Genomic DNA, 18,854 nt, shown 5'->3' on the forward strand with positions numbered 1-18,854 from the left:
TACAGACAAATTATCATACAAAAAATAAAACCAAACAGATAAAACAGAAAGTTATGAAACGACATTTTTTATTATTGACATTGGCGCTGTGCGCTATCACAAGTTTTGCCAAAGACATCAAAACAATCATCGTAACCACAAATCCGCAGATGCACTGCGAGGCATGCGAGAACAAGATTAAGAGCAACATGCGCTTCGAGAAGGGCATAAAGGCAATAGAGACAAACATTAGCCGGCAGGAGGTTACACTGACCTACGACGCCGACAAGACAACGCCCGAAAAACTGATGAAGGGCTTTGAGAAAATCGGATACACGGCCACTGTTAAGACCGGCTGCGACAAGAAGCAAACTTGCTGCGAGAAACAGCAGGCAAGTTGCGGACAAAAACAGAATTGCTGCGACAAGCAACAGGCGGGCTGCAGCAAACAACAGGCAAACTGTGAGAAGAAACAGAACTGCTGCGAAAAGCAACAGACAGGATGCAAACAAGACTGCAAGAATTGCAGCAAAACCGAATGCTGTAAGAAGAAGTAAAACAGGTATAGACTTGAAAACAAAAAATACACGGCAGGGAAAAGCCCTGCCGTGCTGCAATCTGAATTTTAATGTTACGCGACTCACGTCGAATAACAATTTACCTGCATTCTACTTAACTTGTATTTTATAGATCTTACCATTCGAATATTTCACAATATTCAATTTTCCTCTAACCAATGAGTTAAGTTTCTTTCCGGTAATATCATATACTTCAACATCACCGTTCTGTATATCATCGATTGTTATTCCATAAATTCCGGTTGCCTCTTCATACTCTTTCTGAGCTTTTTCAGCATCTGCTAGAAGCTTTGCAATAGCATCTTTTACTGTCTGAGAGTCGATCGTGCTTTCTTCTGTAAGCTTAACAGCCTCATAATCACTTTCTACTTTCTCCGAAATTTCATCGATTTCATCCTGAATGGCCTTAATGTCATCAACAAACTGATCAGCTACGTCCTTACACTCGGTATTGACAGTCTCTTCAGCGGAATCGAGTTCTGCCTGAAGGGCCTCAAGTTCTTCTGTCAGACGGGCATAAGCAGCCTCATTGGCATCAACCACAGCCTGAGCAGCCTTGGCATCAGAAAGGAGTTTTTCGATAGAGTCTTTCACTGACTGAGAATCAATTGTACTCTCTGCAGTAAGTTCACCTGCCTCATAAGCAGCCTTAACGCTGTCGGAGATTTCCGTGATGCGAGTCTGGATGCTGTCGACCACTTCTGTAAACTGAGAGGCAACGTCCTTACACTCAGTATTGATTGTTTCCTTTGCGGCATCGAGTTCTGTCTGAAGTGAAGCTATTTCAGCTGTCAGACGGTTATAGGCTGCCTCATTGGCGGTTACAACAGCCTGAGCGGCCTTGGCGTCTACAAGAAGCTGGGCGATAGATGCCTTTACTGACAATGAGTCGATTGTGCTTTCTGATGTAAGCTCTACAGCCTCATAAGCTGTCTTAACGCTGTCGGAGATTTCTGTGATGCGAGTCTGGATGCTGTCGATTACTTCTGTAAACTGAGAGGCAACGTCCTTACACTCAGTATTGATTGTTTCCTTTGCGGCATCGAGTTCTGTCTGAAGTGAAGTTATTTGAGCGGTCAGACGCTTGTACGCCTCTTCGTTTACAGCTTCCTTATTGCCCTGAGCAGCCAAAGCATTTTCAACAAGAGCTTTTATCGATGTAGCTATATCATCGGCTCCAGCCTGAACATCAGCAAGACCTTCGGCCAAAGTTTCATTGGCATAAGAGTCATCAACAACCTTATGCAAACTATCAATCTTTGCTACTATTGCAGCTTCAGCGGCAAGAATGTCTTCGTTATCCTTAACGTTAGCGGCATTTGCGGCAATGCTGTCAACTGCCTCGTTGTACAAATTACGCAATGAATCTACCAATGCCTTTGCCGGAGTATAATGTGCAAGATAAGAGTTTGTAACGCTAAGTTTCACTTCGTCATAGAGGCCGAAAGCATTACCGTTCTCGTTAGAAACAATGACATCATTTATCACAAGATCAGATTTCAGCGCCAATGTTTCGTCAGCCTTAACATAGAAAGCCAGCACCTCACCTGTTGTTCCGGCAAAATTCTCTGTTGTCATACCAGCAACAGCAATCTTCAATTTGCCGTCAGATGTCATGTTAGAGCTTATAGTAGCATTCTGAGGCAGACGGCTGCCATACTCAAACTTCGGTTTACCGTTGTCTTTAACTTCAAACGAAAGTCCTTGAGGCAAAGTTATCAGAGCCTGCATGCCTCTTACGTTAATAAAGTTGTCGAGCACAAGGCTTACCTTCTTTGATGTTCCGTCGGTCTTTATAGCCAATGTGTCAGCAGCTGTATAAAGTTTTCCTACATAAGGAGCTACATCTGCGCTAAAGTCAGCCATGGGGAAACTCTTTGTATAGCCGTCTTCACCTTTTTCATGGCTGCTGCCAAGGATGTTTGTGAAGTCTATTTTACCGGCTTTTACAAAACTGTTTTCAGCCTTAACCTTAAAATAAGCTACGGCACCGCTATCGCCAAAGATAGAGACAGTGTCTGAAGGAACAATAAGCAAACGGAGATTGCCGTCAGAAAGAGTGCTCATAAAAAGAGAATGGTAGTCGCGGTCAAGACGTACCTCATCACGTGTCAGACTGTTGGCTACATAAACGATACCATCGGGAAGGGCTATATCCATCTGCAAAGCAGTAATCCTGTCGCTGTTGTCAAGACACACAGCAACAGTCTTTTCCTCGCCTGGCTTTATGTTAAAGCTCTCTATCGTCACCTTGTTGTCGGCCAATGCGCAAGCAAAAGAACCAACCGCCATAAGGCATGCCATAATCAGCCGTGAGGCAAAGTGACATTTAAGAATGTTTGTTTTTATCATACTCAATTTTTAAACTAAATGGTTTCTTGAAATTATTTTCCTTAAACAGAAGGCGTGACAGCCTACGTGACGCCACGCCTTCATGTCCATAAGAGTATAATTCTATCTAACTTTCAGGGTCTCGATTATTTGCGAAGCACTTTCTTGGTTGAACCGTCTGAGCCACGCAGGATGCTAACACCCTTCTTCAGAGTCTTTATCACCTGACCGCCTACAGAGTAGATCTTATCCTTCAGACTCTTGTCTGCGTCAACACCGCCGATACCTGTTGTGCCCTCGCCTGTGCCGTCGATGCTGTAGGCAATACCTCTTGCATCAGAAGCAAACACGTTAGCGATGCTTATGTTGCCGTCAACCTTGCCAGCAAGTTCGAGCAATACAACAGCCTCGCCGTTGGTGCCGAGCGCGCTGTTCTGCATAGAGCTTACAACCACACGCTGTGTGCCGTCGGCCAATGTGTTCTGATAGAGGTTGTGCTCGCTGCTGCCGGATGTAGCACTGAGCAGTGTTACACCTGCCGGAAGCTTGATGTCCATCTGTGCGCCTACATATGCAGCAGAACCATTAATCCTGACAGCCACACGTGTCACGTCACCATTACTTTCTGTAGCAAGTTCGAGGCTACCTGCAGCACCCTGCTGAGCTGCCTCATAGCGTGCCACTGCTCTCAGGCCTGTATTATTGTTGCCGAGAATAGCATTTGTAACAGCTGTAACGTCACCGATATTTATGTTGCCATCCTCGTTTACATCAGCTGCAAGATATTCCATTGAGCCTTCATCTACCGTCTCAACCTCAAGAACATAGTTCAGAATCTGAGTATAGTCGTCTACCAGTACCGAACCGTCGCGGTTAACGTCGCCAAGGATATAAGCATAACCTTCGGCATCTGCCTTCAGGCTGTTAAGCTGCTCTGTCAGCTCGCCATAACGCTCCCATACGGCAGGAACGGCCTCTGTCATATAGTCGATAGCCATGCCCTGAACTCCGGTTTCTTCATCGAGCAACGGATTTCCGTCAAGGTCTTGATTTACAGTACCATTATTATATGCATCTGAATTATAAGTATAAAGCAATCCAATTAATCTATTGAGACGAAGACGTTCAGCTCTAAGTTCATCTCCGTTTTCCTCTGTATACTTGCTTGTGTTTATAATATTCGAAACCTTATTATAAAGAGCCAACAAGCCAGACTTGTTCTCATTACTATTATAAATACGCTGCTCAAGCTCATCATATGTTGCATATTTATCTAAATCTGCAATACATAATTCAACAAGGGACTTGTTTACATTCTCACTATTTTCTGTCAAAGAGAACGCTGCATTGGTTTCCTCAAGTATCTGACGGTCATAATCAATTACGCCTCTAACATCTTCAATATAATATTGATATTGTTTTATATCGAAGAATTCGTAATTGCTAATCTTCTCAACAACAGCATCGAGACTTGCCTCCAGCTTGTCGAGCTCTGCTGTAAGCTCTACATACTTCGCATCGTTGATTGTGTATGGTTTCTGAGCATCAGCAATATCCTGTGTGAGCTTAGCCAACTCTGCCTCAACAGCTGCTATGCCGGTAGAGAGTTTGCCTTCATAGAACAATATTGAGCCGGCCTCAGCATACTTGGCTATTTCGGCGCTCATATTGTCGATAGAAGTCTTAACGGCAGCGAGAGCCTCAGTGTAATCATCTTTTACATTTTGATGGCATCCGTTAAGAACTTTAAGTTCGGCATTATACATGCTCTCTACCTCGGCTAAAGCAGAGTTAAGAGTTTCTATTGTTGTAGCAGCAAGATTTGCATCATAATATGCAGCAAGCTCGGCACGCATTGTGGCAATCTTTGTCTCAAACTCAAGATACTTAGGCTGCTTGTCTTTCTCATCGAGAGCGATGAAGTCAGCATCTGTTTCCATATCTTCAAGTTCTTCAGCCATAGAGTTTATCTTTTCGATATAAGCATCTACCTCGGCAACCTTGTCTGTACCTTCTACAGCTGCGGCAGCTTTGTTCTGATCACCCTTGAGCGAAACTATCTCATCTGCAAGTCTAAGACTTTCTCTATCATTTGCAGTGACATAAATAGATGCTATTGCAGCTTCTATGCCAGCACAATTTGTCTTAAATGCTCCCTCACCGTCATCATAGTAGTCAACACATCCGCCTGATGACAACTTACGATCTATGATTGACTGCTGTGTGTTTAAAAGATTCTGAGCTGTTACCTCACCGCAATCAACCGTAATTACATAGCCATTTACAAATTCCGCTGCAGCTTCAAGACTTGCCTGAAGTTCACCGAGAGCAGCCTTCATTGCATTGTAAGCCTCTTTATTGGCAACCTGATCCTGTGATGCAGCCTTTGCGTCAGAATAAATTGTACTGCTTTCAAACGGAGCAAGCAAAGCCTTTATTGACGGCAGACTTGCATACAAATTGCCCTTTTCTACTTCTGTATATGCATTCTTAGCAGCAGTAACAGTAGCCTCAACAAGTGCATCATAACTATCAATTATCTGCTGCTTTTTTGTTCCGTCTGTATCGCCGATATATTCAAAAGTTTCAAGGTCGGCGCTTTCTTTAGCCACCTGCTCGTCGATAGCTGTAATAACAACTGTCCATTCACGCTGTGCAGCATCTTCCTTATCTGCAACAAGCAGTTCGTCGATAGTGGCGAAAGCGTTAAGATGAGCATCAACAGATAAAGCAAAATACTTGTCGGCAAAATCTTTATTTGCATCTGCAACAATCTTTCTTACATCAGAGAATGATTTTGCTATAACATCAGAATTATAACCGGCATCTGTCAATTCTGTAATTGCTGCATCCAACTTAGCGTTTGCCAAAGCAAAGTTGTTACTGAACACACTCTTGGCAACGGTGCTTACAGCGTTATCAAGTGCAGCTACAGCATCATTTATCTTTGTAATATAAGTTTCAGCCTCTGCCTTATGAGACTCAGCAGCATCGAATATTGCCGGACTTACAGTTGCCAGATATTCTTCTGAAACATTACTTTCAAGTACACGAAGGTCTGTAAGTATACCATTGATTGCAGCATTAGCTGTAGTTACAGCTTCATTTGCAACTGATACAAGTTCAGAATTTGTAAGGGCACTGAACTTAGCTATTGTGGTGAGGGCCTCATTATAAGTATTTCTTGCATCCTTCACAGTAGCAGTAAACGCGTCATAGCGTGCCTTGTTGTCTGCTGCAACAGCTGCATTATAGCCTTCTTCCTGAGTGTCGGCAATAGCCTTAACAGTAGTCTTAATCTCATTCAGTTTCGCCAATACATTCTCATTCTCAGCAACCGATTTACCTTCATTGTAATTCTTCAGCATCTGTGCATTCAGTTCTGTAAGAGCTGTCTGCTGCTCTGTGAGCTGCTTAAGGTATTCCTGAACGATACTTGTCTGGTCGCCGGTTGAAATCTTGTAATAAGTTTCAGACCAATATTCGTTTGTCTTTTTATACTCTGCAACCTGCTCCTCGTATGTTGTCTGGTTATTCTTTGCATCAGTGCCAACGGCCTTAATAAGGGTATTAAGGTTTTTGAGTTGTGCTATAATCGTTGCTGAAATCTCTGCGCAGTTGCGGTCTTCACCTGAATAAGCGTCAAGAGCTTTCTGCTTCAAAGTTGCGAGATTATCGCTGTAGCCGCTGATTAAACCGTCATAATAAGCCTTTGCCTCAGCATTTATACCTTCAACGGCAGCTACTGCATCTGTTGCCTTTGTTATATTAGCATCAATATCAAGATCAACGATTGTCTTCTGTATCTCGGTATAAGCCTTATAGTTGGCCGTAGAAGCCTGAGCAGCCTCGCGTGCTGCCTCAACATCAGCAGATATCGCATTCAGCTTGCTCTCAATGCCTTCAACCTTATTGCCCTCTTCATCTTCACTGTCAGCCCATGCAGCAACAAGTGTCTCTGTAGCATCTGCATCATTAACGGCCTGACGCTGCTCATCAATTTTGCCATTCAGCTCATTTACCATAGCAGTAAACTCGTCTGCTCTTGAAGCATCCTCGTTCAACTCTTCTACGCCTTTAACTGTGCTGCGGTTTCCAAGAAGCTGTGTCACTATGCCGTTAATAACTTTGTCGGCTGCTGTCTTGGCATCTTTATTGGCCTGAACCTTTTCTTTTACTCCGTCAGCTTCTTTTATCAGTTCGTCAATCTTGGTATTTATTTTGCTTACTTCTGTCGTCACACTTGTAAGCACTGCCATTGCAGCAGCCTTATCAGACTCTGTTTTTGCGCCTTCAATCTTACTTTCCTGATCTTTAAGCTCTGCTTCGATGGCTGCCTTCTTATTATTGATATCGCCGTGTGAAAGTCCGAGTTCCTCCTGGCTCCAACTATAGGCATTAATCTTACCATAAGCTCCCTCAACAAGAGTTGTTGCCTGCGCAAGAAGTTTCTCCAACGCAATGCTTACCACATCCTCATCATACTTAGCTTTATCGGTATCATAAGAATTAACCAAAGTTTCGGCTTTACCTTCAATTTCAACTTTTGCGGTGTATGCCTCGTCAGCTACTTCAATAAGCTTATCACTATGTTCTTTGCCTTCAAGGTCGAGGGCTGCATCCTTATCAGTTGTTATCTCTTTTATAGTAGCCTTGAAGCCGTCGATCTTATCGCCATAAGTTACTTTTTTCTGGTCTGTAGATTCTGCATATACATATACCGAACGGTTGGTAACTTTCTCTTCAAGGTAAGCGATGGCCATATTACAGTTTGCAACCTCACCAACAATAATCTCGTATGCGTCAAGGGCAGCCTCAGCAGCTTGCTGATAATCATTAACTTTAGTAGATATTTCGTTGATTGCATCTGCGTTGTCTGTCTGATATTTAACGCACGTCCCTTCTTTCAGAGCAGTCTCAGCACTTGATTTAAAGCCATCTATGCTCTTCTGGATAGCAGCTTCTTCTGTTGCATATTTTCCGCTTACAACATACACCTTGTCTGTTGACACCAACGCATTTACGGCTTTCTTTGCATCGTCGAATTCGCCCTGTTTGCCTTTCAGAAGTTCTGTAACAGCGACCCAAGCGTTATAGTTGTCAACAGCACCTTGCGAACCGCTTGTAAGCTCATCGATAGCTATGCTTATCTTGCTTACTGTTTCTGAGTAATCCTTGCTGTCGATTGTATTTTCCTTATTATCAGCCTCTATTGTGCTGCTAAATGCGTCGATAGATGCCTGTATCTCGCTGATTGTCTCTGCAAACTCAGCATTGTCGCCTACGCCCGGAGTTTTCTTCAAAGCGTCAAGACGGTCTTGCAGGCCTTTCAAGTCTGCCTTAGCTTTTGTATAGGCTTCTTTAAGGGCATTTGCCTTGTCAACATAAGTTGTCTTCAGCTCGTTGATTGAAGCTGTATATTCTGCAAGTTTGGCAAGATTTTCTTCTTTTGCAGTTGCCGCACCGGCATGATTCTCATCTGTTCCGTTAGCCTTCTCAACGGTCATGATATTTACATAAACGGCGTTAAGCTCTGTCTGTGCCTTTGTGCGCAGTGCCTCATAGACATCAGGATGAGTATCGTCACCCTGCAGGCCGCTATAGATTTCCTGCTGAGATTCGGTATAAAGAGTCTTGATTGTTGCAATAGCCTCACCCACCTCTACATAAGCGGCATGATCAGCTTGAGCTGATTCTATCGCATCAGAATAGTCTGATATAAGACCATTTATCTTTGTTACAAATTTGTTGTTATATTCTGTCGTAAACTTTACGCCGGCAGTACCTTTTGCATATGCGGCATCGACTTCAGTTTTATATTTTTCAATCTCTTCGCTGATAGTGTCGTAAGCACCTTTTGTCATTGCCTCAACATATGTTTTCTCGTCAGCATCAGCTATTGCATCAACAGCGGCCTTAGCTGTAGCAAGAGCTGTTGTCTGTGCTTCATAAACCTTCTTAGCCTCAGCATAAGCAGAAGAGTTGTTTGCCTGAGCGTCAACTTTCTTGCTGAATTCTGCTATTTCGTTGTAAATTGCAGATTCTTCAAGAGTCTCGGCATAAAGACCATACTCTATATATTTAGCATAAGAGTCTTCATTGTCGTCAGCAATGGCAGCCACCTTAGTTGCCAATGAGCTGGCTTCCTGCAATAGAACCTTTCCGGCCTCATCTTCAGCATAAATTTTAGAAGTAGCCTCGCTAAGCATCGATGTGAGCACGCTCTTGGCATTTGCAAAGTTATAGACCAGTGTCAGTTTAAATCCGCCTACTTTATACTGGCTTCCATCCTTGCTCTCAATGCTGATGATTACGTCTTTAACAGCATTAATCTTGAACTGGCCATTAGCAGCAAGTTCTTTGCCGTCAATCAAGATCTTAGCATTCTCATTAGTTTCAGCTGTAAGCGTATATGTTCCGGGATACAGCTTTCCGATATTCTGCGTGACTGTTGCACCAGACGGAGAAACAATCAGTCCGCTCTCAATTTCCAAGTCAGACGCACCTTCCCAGTCGGTTGCAGCATCTGTCTTAATCTGATCTACATCCGCATTGGCCCATGCCGGCATAGTTGAAGCCGAGGTCACAGCGAGAAGAGAAACCAGTACATTTTTTCTCATAATTCAGCGTTTTTAAAATTAAAGTTTATTTTATAATTTATGTTTCAGTATCACCATGCACACCTTATTTATATATGTATATGCATACATTTGCAGACAAAATTAAACACATTTTATGCAGGCATGGCATTATAAAACCGTGTTATTCGTGAGCCCTGCCATTCTTTTCGTGAATTTACTTCCATAAACAACATATCAGCGAAATGAAGCAATTTATCAAAAAATATACAACAACACTTTGCAGCCACCTCAGACGCTCTGAGATGTTATATAAAAACAATGATTCTGCATACATCGAATTATGTTAAAAGAGCCTTGCCCTGCCTACACGAAACAGACAAGGATACAGAAAAATTCTGACACTTAAACCCAAAATTCTCAGTAAACGACAAGAATGACTATTCGACATGAACATTGGGCATACACAGCGGTTGGCAATAAGCACTTATGTTACAGGCAAGGCACATCAAAGTATTGATTTTTTTGTCCGGACAGCCATATAGTTTAATCCGCAAGAAGCAAAGACCGCCCATCCCATAAAAACTGCAAGCAGAACATATGCCTTCCGTTAAAAATCCGCCAATACGACTTTATACCGGACACAGATTGAAAGCAAAACCAGACTTAAAGGTTTCAAATCATTAACCTATCATTTACGTGTAGTTAACGGGGCACTTTTTATGAGAAAACAGCCCGTTTTTCAGCAGCAAACAAACCGTTTGCCGTTGCCACCCAAAATACTGCATTTTCCCGGTGCAGAATACGCTTAAAACTAGCATAAACCAACCACAACAATACACGTTAATTAGAGATGTATATTTCATACTTGGCTTTCATGTGCCAAACTATGTTCAATCAGAGTTCTCATCATTCCGTTTTAATAGATTAATTTCTGTGCTTGTGTTAATTCCCGCAATAATTTTATCTGTCCGCCTGAGATACGGCCTCATCCAGCAGTCCCATTAACGTACGCAATACCGGTTTAGGCAAATGTATCGTATGATTAACTCCATGACTGTCAGAAACCAGCAAAACTTGCTTTATTGCATTTACATGAAACACATATCCTATGTTTACAATATATGTTCTGCCCAGTCTTACAAATCGCTTACGAAACTGCTGTTTTTCATGTATAGCGTCTTCCACTTTTGAAAGCCCGAAAGGTATCATAAAATGCGTACCTGATGAATAATATATATGAGTATAATGATCGTCTGCCTTAAAATACATCGTCTGGTTAAGGTCAACAACATACAACTCACCATAAACAATAAAACGTAATTTAGTCTGCATAAGTTAATACCATGCCAACTGTGCGGCATATCACTGTGCCCGCTTTCCAATAAGCACAAAATTATCAAATTCTCAATTATTAGTCAATTGCAATATACAGAAAAAAGCGTGGAAAACTTGCCCGCCAGCCGTCCCACACACTGAGGCTCTCGCATTGCCCATATCAGCAGAACAGATGACGTGCAGTTCCACGCTGATATGAACATAACATCCCTACTTGCCCTTGCCCCGGCAAAATAGCCAAGATACAAAGGCAATATAGGAATGTTCTTTTGCACACATCCCGTGACCATCTGCCTCGCCATGTCTTGACTGATACTTCGAATTTGCGAGATTCCAGTGTGTCAAGAACAAAGCGTCAAAGCAAACGCCTTTCTAATACATGCACATCCTTATCAAACACAGACCTTATTTAATAACCTGCATACGCAAGAATGCTTTGCAAATATAATTAAAACATTTCATCCAAACAACTTTAAATGCCATAAATTTAAGGTCCTTGTATATTTTTTTTACCAAAAAATAACTTTTGTAAACTACTTATTTACACAAAAAAACATACACTATGCTATGTTCTGATTTTTATCCGTAACTTTGCATTTCGGAACATAGATAAAAATCTTACTTAAGGAAAGTAAAAATGAAGAAACTTCACCCCATAATGTTCGCAGGAACAGGCAGCGACGTCGGCAAAAGCGTGGTGGCGGCCGGTTTCTGCCGCATATTCAAACAGGACGGATACTGTCCGGCACCATTTAAGGCGCAGAACATGGCGCTCAACTCTTATGCCACGCCCGACGGACTGGAGATAGGAAGGGCGCAGGCCGTGCAGGCCGAGGCGGCAGGACTCAGTCCGCATACGGACATGAACCCGCTGCTGCTGAAACCGCAGACCGACAAAACGTGTCAGGTGGTGCTCAACGGACGGCCAATAGGCAACCGCGACGCCTACAGCTACTTCAACCCCAAGGGGCGCGACGTGCTGCGCAACGAGGTGAACGCCGCATTCGACAGACTCAACAGCCGCTATAATCCTGTTGTCATGGAGGGCGCAGGCAGCATATCGGAGATTAACCTGCGCGAAACTGACCTCGTGAACATGCCGATGGCGATGTATGCAGGAGCCGATGTGATACTCGTTGCCGACATCGACCGAGGCGGAGTGTTCGCCAGTGCCTACGGCTCGGTGATGCTTCAGCGCCCGGAAGAGCGCAAGCGCATAAAGGGCATACTGATAAACAAGTTCAGAGGCGACATCAGACTGTTTGAACCGGGCGTCAAGATGATTGAGGAACAGTGCGGAGTGCCCGTCATAGGTGTGCTGCCCTACTTCAAGGACATCTTTGTAGAGGAGGAAGACAACCTGCAGCTGGCGTCGAAGGCACGCCATGCATCCGGCAACGGCAAAGTGAGCGTAGCTGTGGTGCTGCTGCGCCACATAAGCAACTTCACCGACTTCAACATGCTTGAGCGCGACAGTCGTGTAAACCTATATTATGCCGACAGTGCCGAAGACATAAGCAAGGCCGACATAATAATAATTCCGGGCAGCAAGAGCACCCTGGCCGACCTCAGCCTTCTGCGCAAGAGCGGCATGGCACAGGCCATAATCAAGGCTGCCGAAAGCGGAAAGACCGTTGTGGGCATCTGCGGCGGCTACCAGATGATGGGCACGATGATAAGCGACCCCGAAGGCATTGAGGGCAGCATAAGCGGCATGCCCGGACTGGGACTGCTGCCCATGCACACCGTGATGAACCGCGAGAAGACGACAAAACAGGTAAGATTCGGCCTCAACGGCAGCGACAGCTGCGACATGGAGGGCTACGAGATACACAACGGGCGCACCGAGGCCGACAGCGGCAGCAGCATAAGACCGCTTTGCACACGGCAGGACGGCACGCACGACGGATGCATCGCAGGCGAAAGGTGCATGGGAACTTATATCCACGGCATATTGGACAACAGCGGATTTGTTGACTTTCTGCTGAGTCCCTACACACAGGAGGAACACTCAAAGAGCGAAACGGACAACTGGAAAGAGTTTAAGGACGAACAATACGACAAACTGGCTGACCTGATACGCCGCAACGTGGACATGAAACTGGTTTACGAAATTCTGCAAAACGACAACGATGATTAACGGACACGGAGACGACCTGTATAAATATAATGTGGAGGTGAAATCGAACTTCAGCTCAAACATCTACTCGCACGCCGACCTGAGCGGTCTGAAAAAGTATCTGGCCGGCCGCATGGACGTAATAGGCAGCTATCCAGAGCCTGAACCCTACTCGCTCGAAAAGGCCCTGGCTGAAGAATGTGGCATAGAGGCGAACGAGATTATGGTTACCAACGGAGCAACCGAAGCCATCTACCTGGCGGCAAGACTCACTAACGAGAAACTTGCCGGCAGCGGCATCAATCTGATCAGCATGCCGACATTCAGCGAATATGCCGACGCATGCAGGATGGCCGGAGGAAAGACCATGAGCAGCGAAAGTGGATACAGAGGCGAGGCAACTCACTGGCTGTGCAACCCGAACAACCCTACGGGCACCGTTATCGGCGGAAAAGAACTGCTGAACATAGCCGCAGAAAGCAAGAACGACATCTTCGTGATAGACCAGAGCTATGAACACTACACCACCCTTAAGCTGATTTCTGACCGCGAGGCTGCCGACGCTGGCAACATCATCCTGATACACTCCATGACAAAGCAGTTCTGCATACCCGGACTGCGGCTCGGATACGTAACGGCAGCGCCGCAGCTAATCAGCCGGCTGAAGGCCCTGCGCCATCCGTGGAGCGTAAACGCACTGGCCATCGAGGCGGGACTTTACCTCATACAGAACAAAAAGAAGGCGATATCTGATGTCGGCGGTCTGCTCGACGAGGCGCAGAGACTGAGAAACGAACTGAACAAGATCGACGGAGTGAGCGTCAGACCGACGATGACAAACTTTATGCTCGCAAGCCTTAAGGGGCGCAAGGCAGCCGACCTGAAGGAGTTTTTGGTGAACAGCTACGGCATACTGATACGCGACGCATCTAACTTCGAAGGGCTCGACAGCTCATATTTCAGGGTGGCGGCACAGACACGCGCCGAAAACGACATGCTCGTAATTGCGATAAAAGACTTTATGAGTCACGACCGTTACAGACAACAAGACAAATAACGAAACTGCATAAGAAACGAAATGACACCTATAATATCAATAATAGCCGGATGGACGGCCGACCGTCTGCTTGGCGACCCAGAGCGTCTGCCCCACCCCGTCGTGTGGTTCGGCAAGGCCATAGCAGCAGGCGAACGCCGGCTAAACAAAGGCAGCCACCGCAAAGCAAAGGGAGCCGCAATGTCTGTCTCGCTCACTATAATCACCTTTGCCGTTACGGCGGCGATAATAATGCTCGCCGAGATGCTGTCGCACACGGTAGCCATCATCATCCAGGCCTTGCTGATATTCTATTGTCTTGCCGGACAGACGCTGATAAAAGAAGTGAAGGGCGTGTTCGAGGCGCTCGACAGGTCGCTCGACTGCGGACGCAAGCAAGTGTCGAGGATTGTCGGACGCGACACATCACAACTTACCGACAACGAGGTAAGAAAAGCAGCACTCGAAACTCTTGCCGAAAATCTCAGCGACGGAGTAATCGCTCCGGTGTTCTGGCTCATAGTTCTCGGTGTGCCGGGCATGATGGCGTATAAGATGATAAACACGCTCGACTCGATGATAGGCTACCGCACCGAGCGCTATAAAGACTTCGGTATGGTGGCGGCGCGCACCGACGACGCAGCCAACTTTCTGCCGGCACGGCTCACGGCACTGCTCATGGTGCTCATGTCCGGAAGGCCTTCGCTGCTCAAGTTTGTTGCAACAAACGGACGCAAGCACGCAAGTCCGAACAGCGGCTATCCCGAAGCAGCCCTGGCAGGAATACTAAACTGCCGCTTCGGCGGAGGCCACACCTACTTCAACGAATATTTCTACAAGCCCTACATTGGCGACAACGAACGGCAACTGACAACTGAAGACATGAGAAAAGCCGTAAAGATAAGCCGCAGGACAGAGCTGGCCATGCTGCTGATAACTCTTGCAGCGGAAATTGCACTTGTGGCAATAATATAAAGGCATTGGCCTCTCAATCCGGATAATTGCAACCGACAAAACATCAGTAAAACGGCAACATACATAAGAAAAGGAACACCTGAAAAATAAAAAATAGTCAAAAACCCATAAAGATCCTTGGTTTTTACACAAAAAGGATGTACCTTTGCAAAAGTTTTTGCGAAAAGCTCAAAACATGACGTAAACGTTCATGCTTTATGCCGCAGCAAAACATAAAAAGTCTGCGCCTGTGGCGGAATTGGTAGACGCGCTAGACTTAGGATCTAGTGTCCCGCGACGTGTAGGTTCGAGTCCTATCAGGCGCACAGATATAAAAAAGAGGTGAAATGTCTTCAACGACTTTTTACCTCTTTTATTTTTTATATATCACCCAAAACAACACTTCCGTTTATCAGCCTTGCCCTTGGATATAGGCACCCGATATACAAAAAAATGCAGATTTGATGATTAATTGACGACCTGCACCCGTGTATCCGACTGAACATTTACATCATTTTATCTACGCCGACTTGTAGAGATAAGGCATCTTGATTTCAGGTCTCTTCACTCTATTTTTCGACCAAATAAGCCATAAGACGGCAGTATAAGCACATTTTGATACAAAAAAGTATATTTAACTTACATTTTGTGTTTGTCATTAAAAAAGAATTCGTATATTTGCGGCATAGAGTTTTAAATCAAGTATTATTAACCAAAAAAGAATCGACTATGAAAAAGATTTTATTGGTAGCCCTTTTTGCAATAGTTGCAATAGGCGCAAGTGCACAGAAGAACATCACAATATGGTGGGGTGGAAACGTTTCTGACGTTGACGGCGACTTCAACACGAAGTCTGAATTTAAAGCTTTGAATATCGGTGTATCTTATACAGCTCCAATTGACAACTCGTTCGACTGGTCGGTAGGTGCTGCTTACGTTACTAAAGGATGCAAGGACTGGGATCCGGGCTTCATACAGCTCGAAGGAAACGGTGCGTGGAACTTCGTTAAGGGCGGCGACGCCAAAGTTGGCCTCTTCACCGGTCCGTATGTAAGCTTCCTCGTTGCAAAAGATGACATGGAAAGCGCCAACACATTCGACATCGGATGGCAGGGAGGTGTGGCAGCAGCCTATAAGTTCCTGTCGTTTAAGGTTGGATATGAATACGGCTTCTGCAATCTTGTTGATGAGATTGACGGAAAAGCAGGCGACTTCTTCTTCAGAGTTGGAGTTAACTTCTAAGATAATATAAAACAAAAAATGGCGTCCGACCAAAAGTCAGACGCCTTTTTTTATTTTGCATAGACCACCATAAACATGAGTTGCAATCTACGAACATTAGTTGTCTGCAACAAATCTGCTATGCAGGCCGGTGGTTATAATATTCAATGCCGGCCAAGTTTCACTGCGCCAATCAAGTATTTTACAACCGACATAAGAACTGTATGCGCCATAAAAAAGCCCATTATCATGACCGGCAGACTTATAACGCACTGAAACGTTTGATAAGTTTGCGGCGATAAAAGCGGCCCACCTTGACATAGTCGATATTGTCAAACGGCGGATAAAAGCGGCAGATGTTGTCGCACACCTCCATAAGATAGTTGATGTTGATGATGTATTTCTGGCTTACCTGTATGAAGCTGCTGTCAATGCCGAGCAGCACGTCCTTGTTGACATTGCGCTTCAGGCGCATGGGTTTGTCGCATCCGGCAGCCACCGCCATCCATACACGCGTGTCGTGATCGTAGGAAAACACGCAGATGTCGCGTATCTGCACCAGACGGAAGTCAACGGTATTAGTGTAGAACAGCAGTTTGTCGTTGCCGTTTTTTATGATGCTGTCGTCCTTTATCACCGCGGCCTTCTCGCTGTCGCGCTCCTCATAGAAGCGGCTTATCACGGTGTCGAGTTCCTTGTCGTCAACAGGTTTTAGCAGAAAGTCGAACGCCTTGTTGCGGAAAGCCGGGAGCATATAGTCAGTGTAGGCGGTGTATATCACCACATGGCAGGGCCACTCGGCCAGATCGTTAAACTGCGAGAGAAACTCTATGCCGGTCATGTCGGGAAGCTCAACATCGAGAAAGAGCAGGTCGGGCTTGTGTCTCCTGACTTCGTCAACGTGTCACCCAAAAATCATCAGTAAACAATGAAGCAATGCGTTGATGACGTTTCATCAGCATAGTTCTGTTGATAGTCTGCTTACTTTGAGGCAATGTCATCTGTATAGTCACTATAGTTTTAGCAAGTTCGAGCACCTTGTCCACACTCATATTTATGCCTGATAGTTTCAGCAGACGCTCCAATTCCTTGTAAACTTTCAAGGCCACGAAGCAGATACAGACATGTGCTTCTATCCTGCGCCTTGTAAAGTGAAACATTGGTCTTATCTCAATCTTTGATTTTGATATGCGGAAAGCTCTTTCAACATGCCACAGGTTATGGTAGGCGGCATATACGTCATTGACGTGTATATTCGTATTGGTAAGGTATCCTTTGAGACCATCCCATTTCGCATCCTTCTCCAGTTTCTCGTAATTGATGGTCACCTTTACATTTCCTTCCATTTTCAGGAATTTGTTGTATCCACGCTTGTTGATATTGTCTTTGGTAAGCGTACCTCTGTGGTATGCCTTCTCCAGACGGCGTATACCTTTCTCACGGTTATAAGCATCCTTTCGGGCACGCTCTTCTGTATATCCGACCAACAACCTCTGTCCGTTACCTTTATCGTATTCAACCATTTGGCAGTCCGTCTTAGGCTGCTCCAGTATCCATTCCTGTATCTTCCTGCTCTCGTTCTTGATTTTCGCACCGATGATATACTTGTAACCGTTTGCTTCAAGGTCGGCTATATTATCGTTGTTCATCAACCCTGAGTCAGCCACCACGACAAAATCTTCCAGCTCATATTTCCGGACAAATTCAGTCACTACCGGAAGCATCGTGTGCCCCTCGTACTTGTTGCCCTCATGGATGCAATACGCAAGCGGATAGCCGCCAATGCTGACCAACAGTCCCAATATAATCTGAGGGTTCTGATGACGCCCTTCCTTGGAGAAACCGGTTTTGCGAAGCTCGTCCTCATAGTCCGATTCAAAATAGAGTGTGGTGACATCATAAAACAGCACACCGATGTGGCCGCCTAAAATATTCTTCGTGTGAAGGACGCTTATGTCCTGAACTATCTTATGTTGGTTATCGCTCAGTTTGTCCAAATAACGATAGATCTTCGACAGGCTGACATCTTCGTCAAAATGATTCTTCAGATACTCCACTGTCGCAGCTTTGCTTGCAGGATAAGACAAACGGGCTTTTACAAGTTGGCGGAATACCTCATCATCTATCCTGTTGAATCCAACGCTGTCAAAGACACGGTCAAGTATCAGGTCCGCTCCATTGATCGAGATGTTGGTTATGCACGAAAGCATCTGTTCGGCACTCAGAAGTTCTGCATCACACTTCTTACGTTCCTCACCGAAAAGATCCAGCCGTGGATGGCGGTGTTCCTGTTCCTCATATATCCATTTACGACCTTTCATTACGAGAGAATCTACCTCTTCTTGAGTGCGCGCTATACCTATAGTGGTAAGCTCATTCATCTTGCCCTTGACCTTTTCAACCACTATGACACCTACATTGCCTGATGGGTATTTCTTTTTACGTATAAACATGTTTTTTGCATCGTGTCACCCTAAAATGGGTGACACAAAATTACAAAATATTGTTTATCAACGAATTATAATGTTTAGTTTTTTTGAGTGACGAAGTCAGGAAAGAGCAGGTCGGGCTTGTGTCTCATTATCATGTCGAGACCCTCCTCGCCTGTTCCGGCAGTGGCAACGACGCTCACATCGGGATATTTCTGCAGCTTGTCCACCAGGTTGTCTATTGCCGCCTGAGTGTCGTCTACGATTATTGCGTTCATAATATACGGTTGT

9 protein-coding genes, 1 tRNA gene and 2 pseudogenes are annotated in these 18,854 nt (G+C 45.0%); 6 read left to right on the top strand and 6 right to left on the bottom strand.

Translation table 11 applies throughout. From position 1 onward, the window contains the following. Window positions 1-53: 53 nt before the first annotated feature. Window positions 54-326, top strand: a pseudogene (locus EJL04_RS16825) (heavy-metal-associated domain-containing protein); the annotation flags it as partial. Between the two features lie 321 nt (window positions 327-647). On the opposite strand, the gene EJL04_RS09970 reads toward EJL04_RS16825, so the two are convergent. From EJL04_RS09970 to EJL04_RS09980, 3 genes are all read right to left on the bottom strand, one after another. Continuing rightward, on the bottom strand, window positions 648-2,909 hold the full coding sequence (locus EJL04_RS09970) for a coiled-coil domain-containing protein (protein WP_125104839.1): 2,262 nt from the start codon (window positions 2,907-2,909) through the stop codon (window positions 648-650). A 125-nt stretch (window positions 2,910-3,034) separates the two neighbouring features. Beyond that, entirely contained in the window at window positions 3,035-9,508 is a 6,474-nt protein-coding gene (locus tag EJL04_RS09975; RefSeq protein WP_125104840.1) for a dockerin type I domain-containing protein, read from the bottom strand. 921 nt (window positions 9,509-10,429) lie between these two features. Then, window positions 10,430-10,801, bottom strand: a complete 372-nt coding sequence (locus tag EJL04_RS09980; RefSeq protein WP_125104841.1) for a LytTR family DNA-binding domain-containing protein — start codon at window positions 10,799-10,801, stop codon at window positions 10,430-10,432. A 640-nt stretch (window positions 10,802-11,441) separates the two neighbouring features. Here EJL04_RS09980 and EJL04_RS09985 point away from each other — a divergent pair. The 5 genes from EJL04_RS09985 to EJL04_RS10005 all read left to right on the top strand — a co-directional run bounded on the left by EJL04_RS09985 (window position 11,442) and on the right by EJL04_RS10005 (window position 16,155). Beyond that, window positions 11,442-12,944 (top strand): cobyric acid synthase, encoded by a 1,503-nt coding sequence (locus EJL04_RS09985; protein WP_125104842.1) that lies wholly within the window; start codon window positions 11,442-11,444, stop codon window positions 12,942-12,944. Continuing rightward, window positions 12,937-13,980, top strand: a complete 1,044-nt coding sequence (locus EJL04_RS09990; RefSeq protein WP_125104843.1) for an aminotransferase class I/II-fold pyridoxal phosphate-dependent enzyme — start codon at window positions 12,937-12,939, stop codon at window positions 13,978-13,980. The genes EJL04_RS09985 and EJL04_RS09990 overlap by 8 nt, the downstream gene beginning before the upstream one ends. Before the next feature lie 21 nt (window positions 13,981-14,001). Continuing rightward, the gene (gene cbiB, locus EJL04_RS09995) at window positions 14,002-14,934 is read left to right on the top strand and encodes an adenosylcobinamide-phosphate synthase CbiB (RefSeq protein WP_125104844.1); all 933 of its coding nucleotides are present in this window, start codon (window positions 14,002-14,004) and stop codon (window positions 14,932-14,934) included. A gap of 223 nt (window positions 14,935-15,157) precedes the next feature. Then, a tRNA-Leu gene (locus tag EJL04_RS10000) sits at window positions 15,158-15,239 on the top strand. A 403-nt stretch (window positions 15,240-15,642) separates the two neighbouring features. After that, window positions 15,643-16,155 (top strand): porin family protein, encoded by a 513-nt coding sequence (locus tag EJL04_RS10005; protein ID WP_021853436.1) that lies wholly within the window; start codon window positions 15,643-15,645, stop codon window positions 16,153-16,155. Between the two features lie 241 nt (window positions 16,156-16,396). Here the strand turns inward: EJL04_RS10005 and EJL04_RS10010 are convergent. From EJL04_RS10010 to EJL04_RS10020, 3 genes and pseudogenes are all read right to left on the bottom strand, one after another. Then, window positions 16,397-17,020: pseudogene (locus EJL04_RS10010) on the bottom strand (LytR/AlgR family response regulator transcription factor); the annotation flags it as partial. A gap of 10 nt (window positions 17,021-17,030) precedes the next feature. Continuing rightward, complete coding sequence (locus EJL04_RS10015; RefSeq protein WP_125103887.1) at window positions 17,031-18,587, bottom strand: IS1634 family transposase; 1,557 nt, start codon at window positions 18,585-18,587, stop codon at window positions 17,031-17,033. Between the two features lie 74 nt (window positions 18,588-18,661). Next, window positions 18,662-18,841: a response regulator gene (locus EJL04_RS10020; RefSeq protein ID WP_125104846.1), complete on the bottom strand. Its 180-nt coding sequence runs from the start codon at window positions 18,839-18,841 to the stop codon at window positions 18,662-18,664. Window positions 18,842-18,854 lie beyond the last annotated feature (13 nt).

It is taken from the genome of Prevotella marseillensis (assembly GCF_900625065.1).
GTDB lineage: Bacteria > Bacteroidota > Bacteroidia > Bacteroidales > Bacteroidaceae > Prevotella > Prevotella rara.

Bases quoted from the DNA above. Each gene is read 5' to 3' on its own strand.
- EJL04_RS09970 (WP_125104839.1), bottom strand. From the start codon at position 2,909: ATGATAAAAACAAACATTCTTAAATGTCACTTTGCCTCACGGCTGATT.
- EJL04_RS09975 (WP_125104840.1), bottom strand. From the start codon at position 9,508: ATGAGAAAAAATGTACTGGTTTCTCTTCTCGCTGTGACCTCGGCTTCA.
- EJL04_RS09980 (WP_125104841.1), bottom strand. From the start codon at position 10,801: ATGCAGACTAAATTACGTTTTATTGTTTATGGTGAGTTGTATGTTGTT.
- EJL04_RS09985 (WP_125104842.1), top strand. From the start codon at position 11,442: ATGAAGAAACTTCACCCCATAATGTTCGCAGGAACAGGCAGCGACGTC.
- EJL04_RS09990 (WP_125104843.1), top strand. From the start codon at position 12,937: ATGATTAACGGACACGGAGACGACCTGTATAAATATAATGTGGAGGTG.
- cbiB (WP_125104844.1), top strand. From the start codon at position 14,002: ATGACACCTATAATATCAATAATAGCCGGATGGACGGCCGACCGTCTG.
- EJL04_RS10005 (WP_021853436.1), top strand. From the start codon at position 15,643: ATGAAAAAGATTTTATTGGTAGCCCTTTTTGCAATAGTTGCAATAGGC.
- EJL04_RS10015 (WP_125103887.1), bottom strand. From the start codon at position 18,587: ATGTTTATACGTAAAAAGAAATACCCATCAGGCAATGTAGGTGTCATA.
- EJL04_RS10020 (WP_125104846.1), bottom strand. From the start codon at position 18,841: ATGAACGCAATAATCGTAGACGACACTCAGGCGGCAATAGACAACCTG.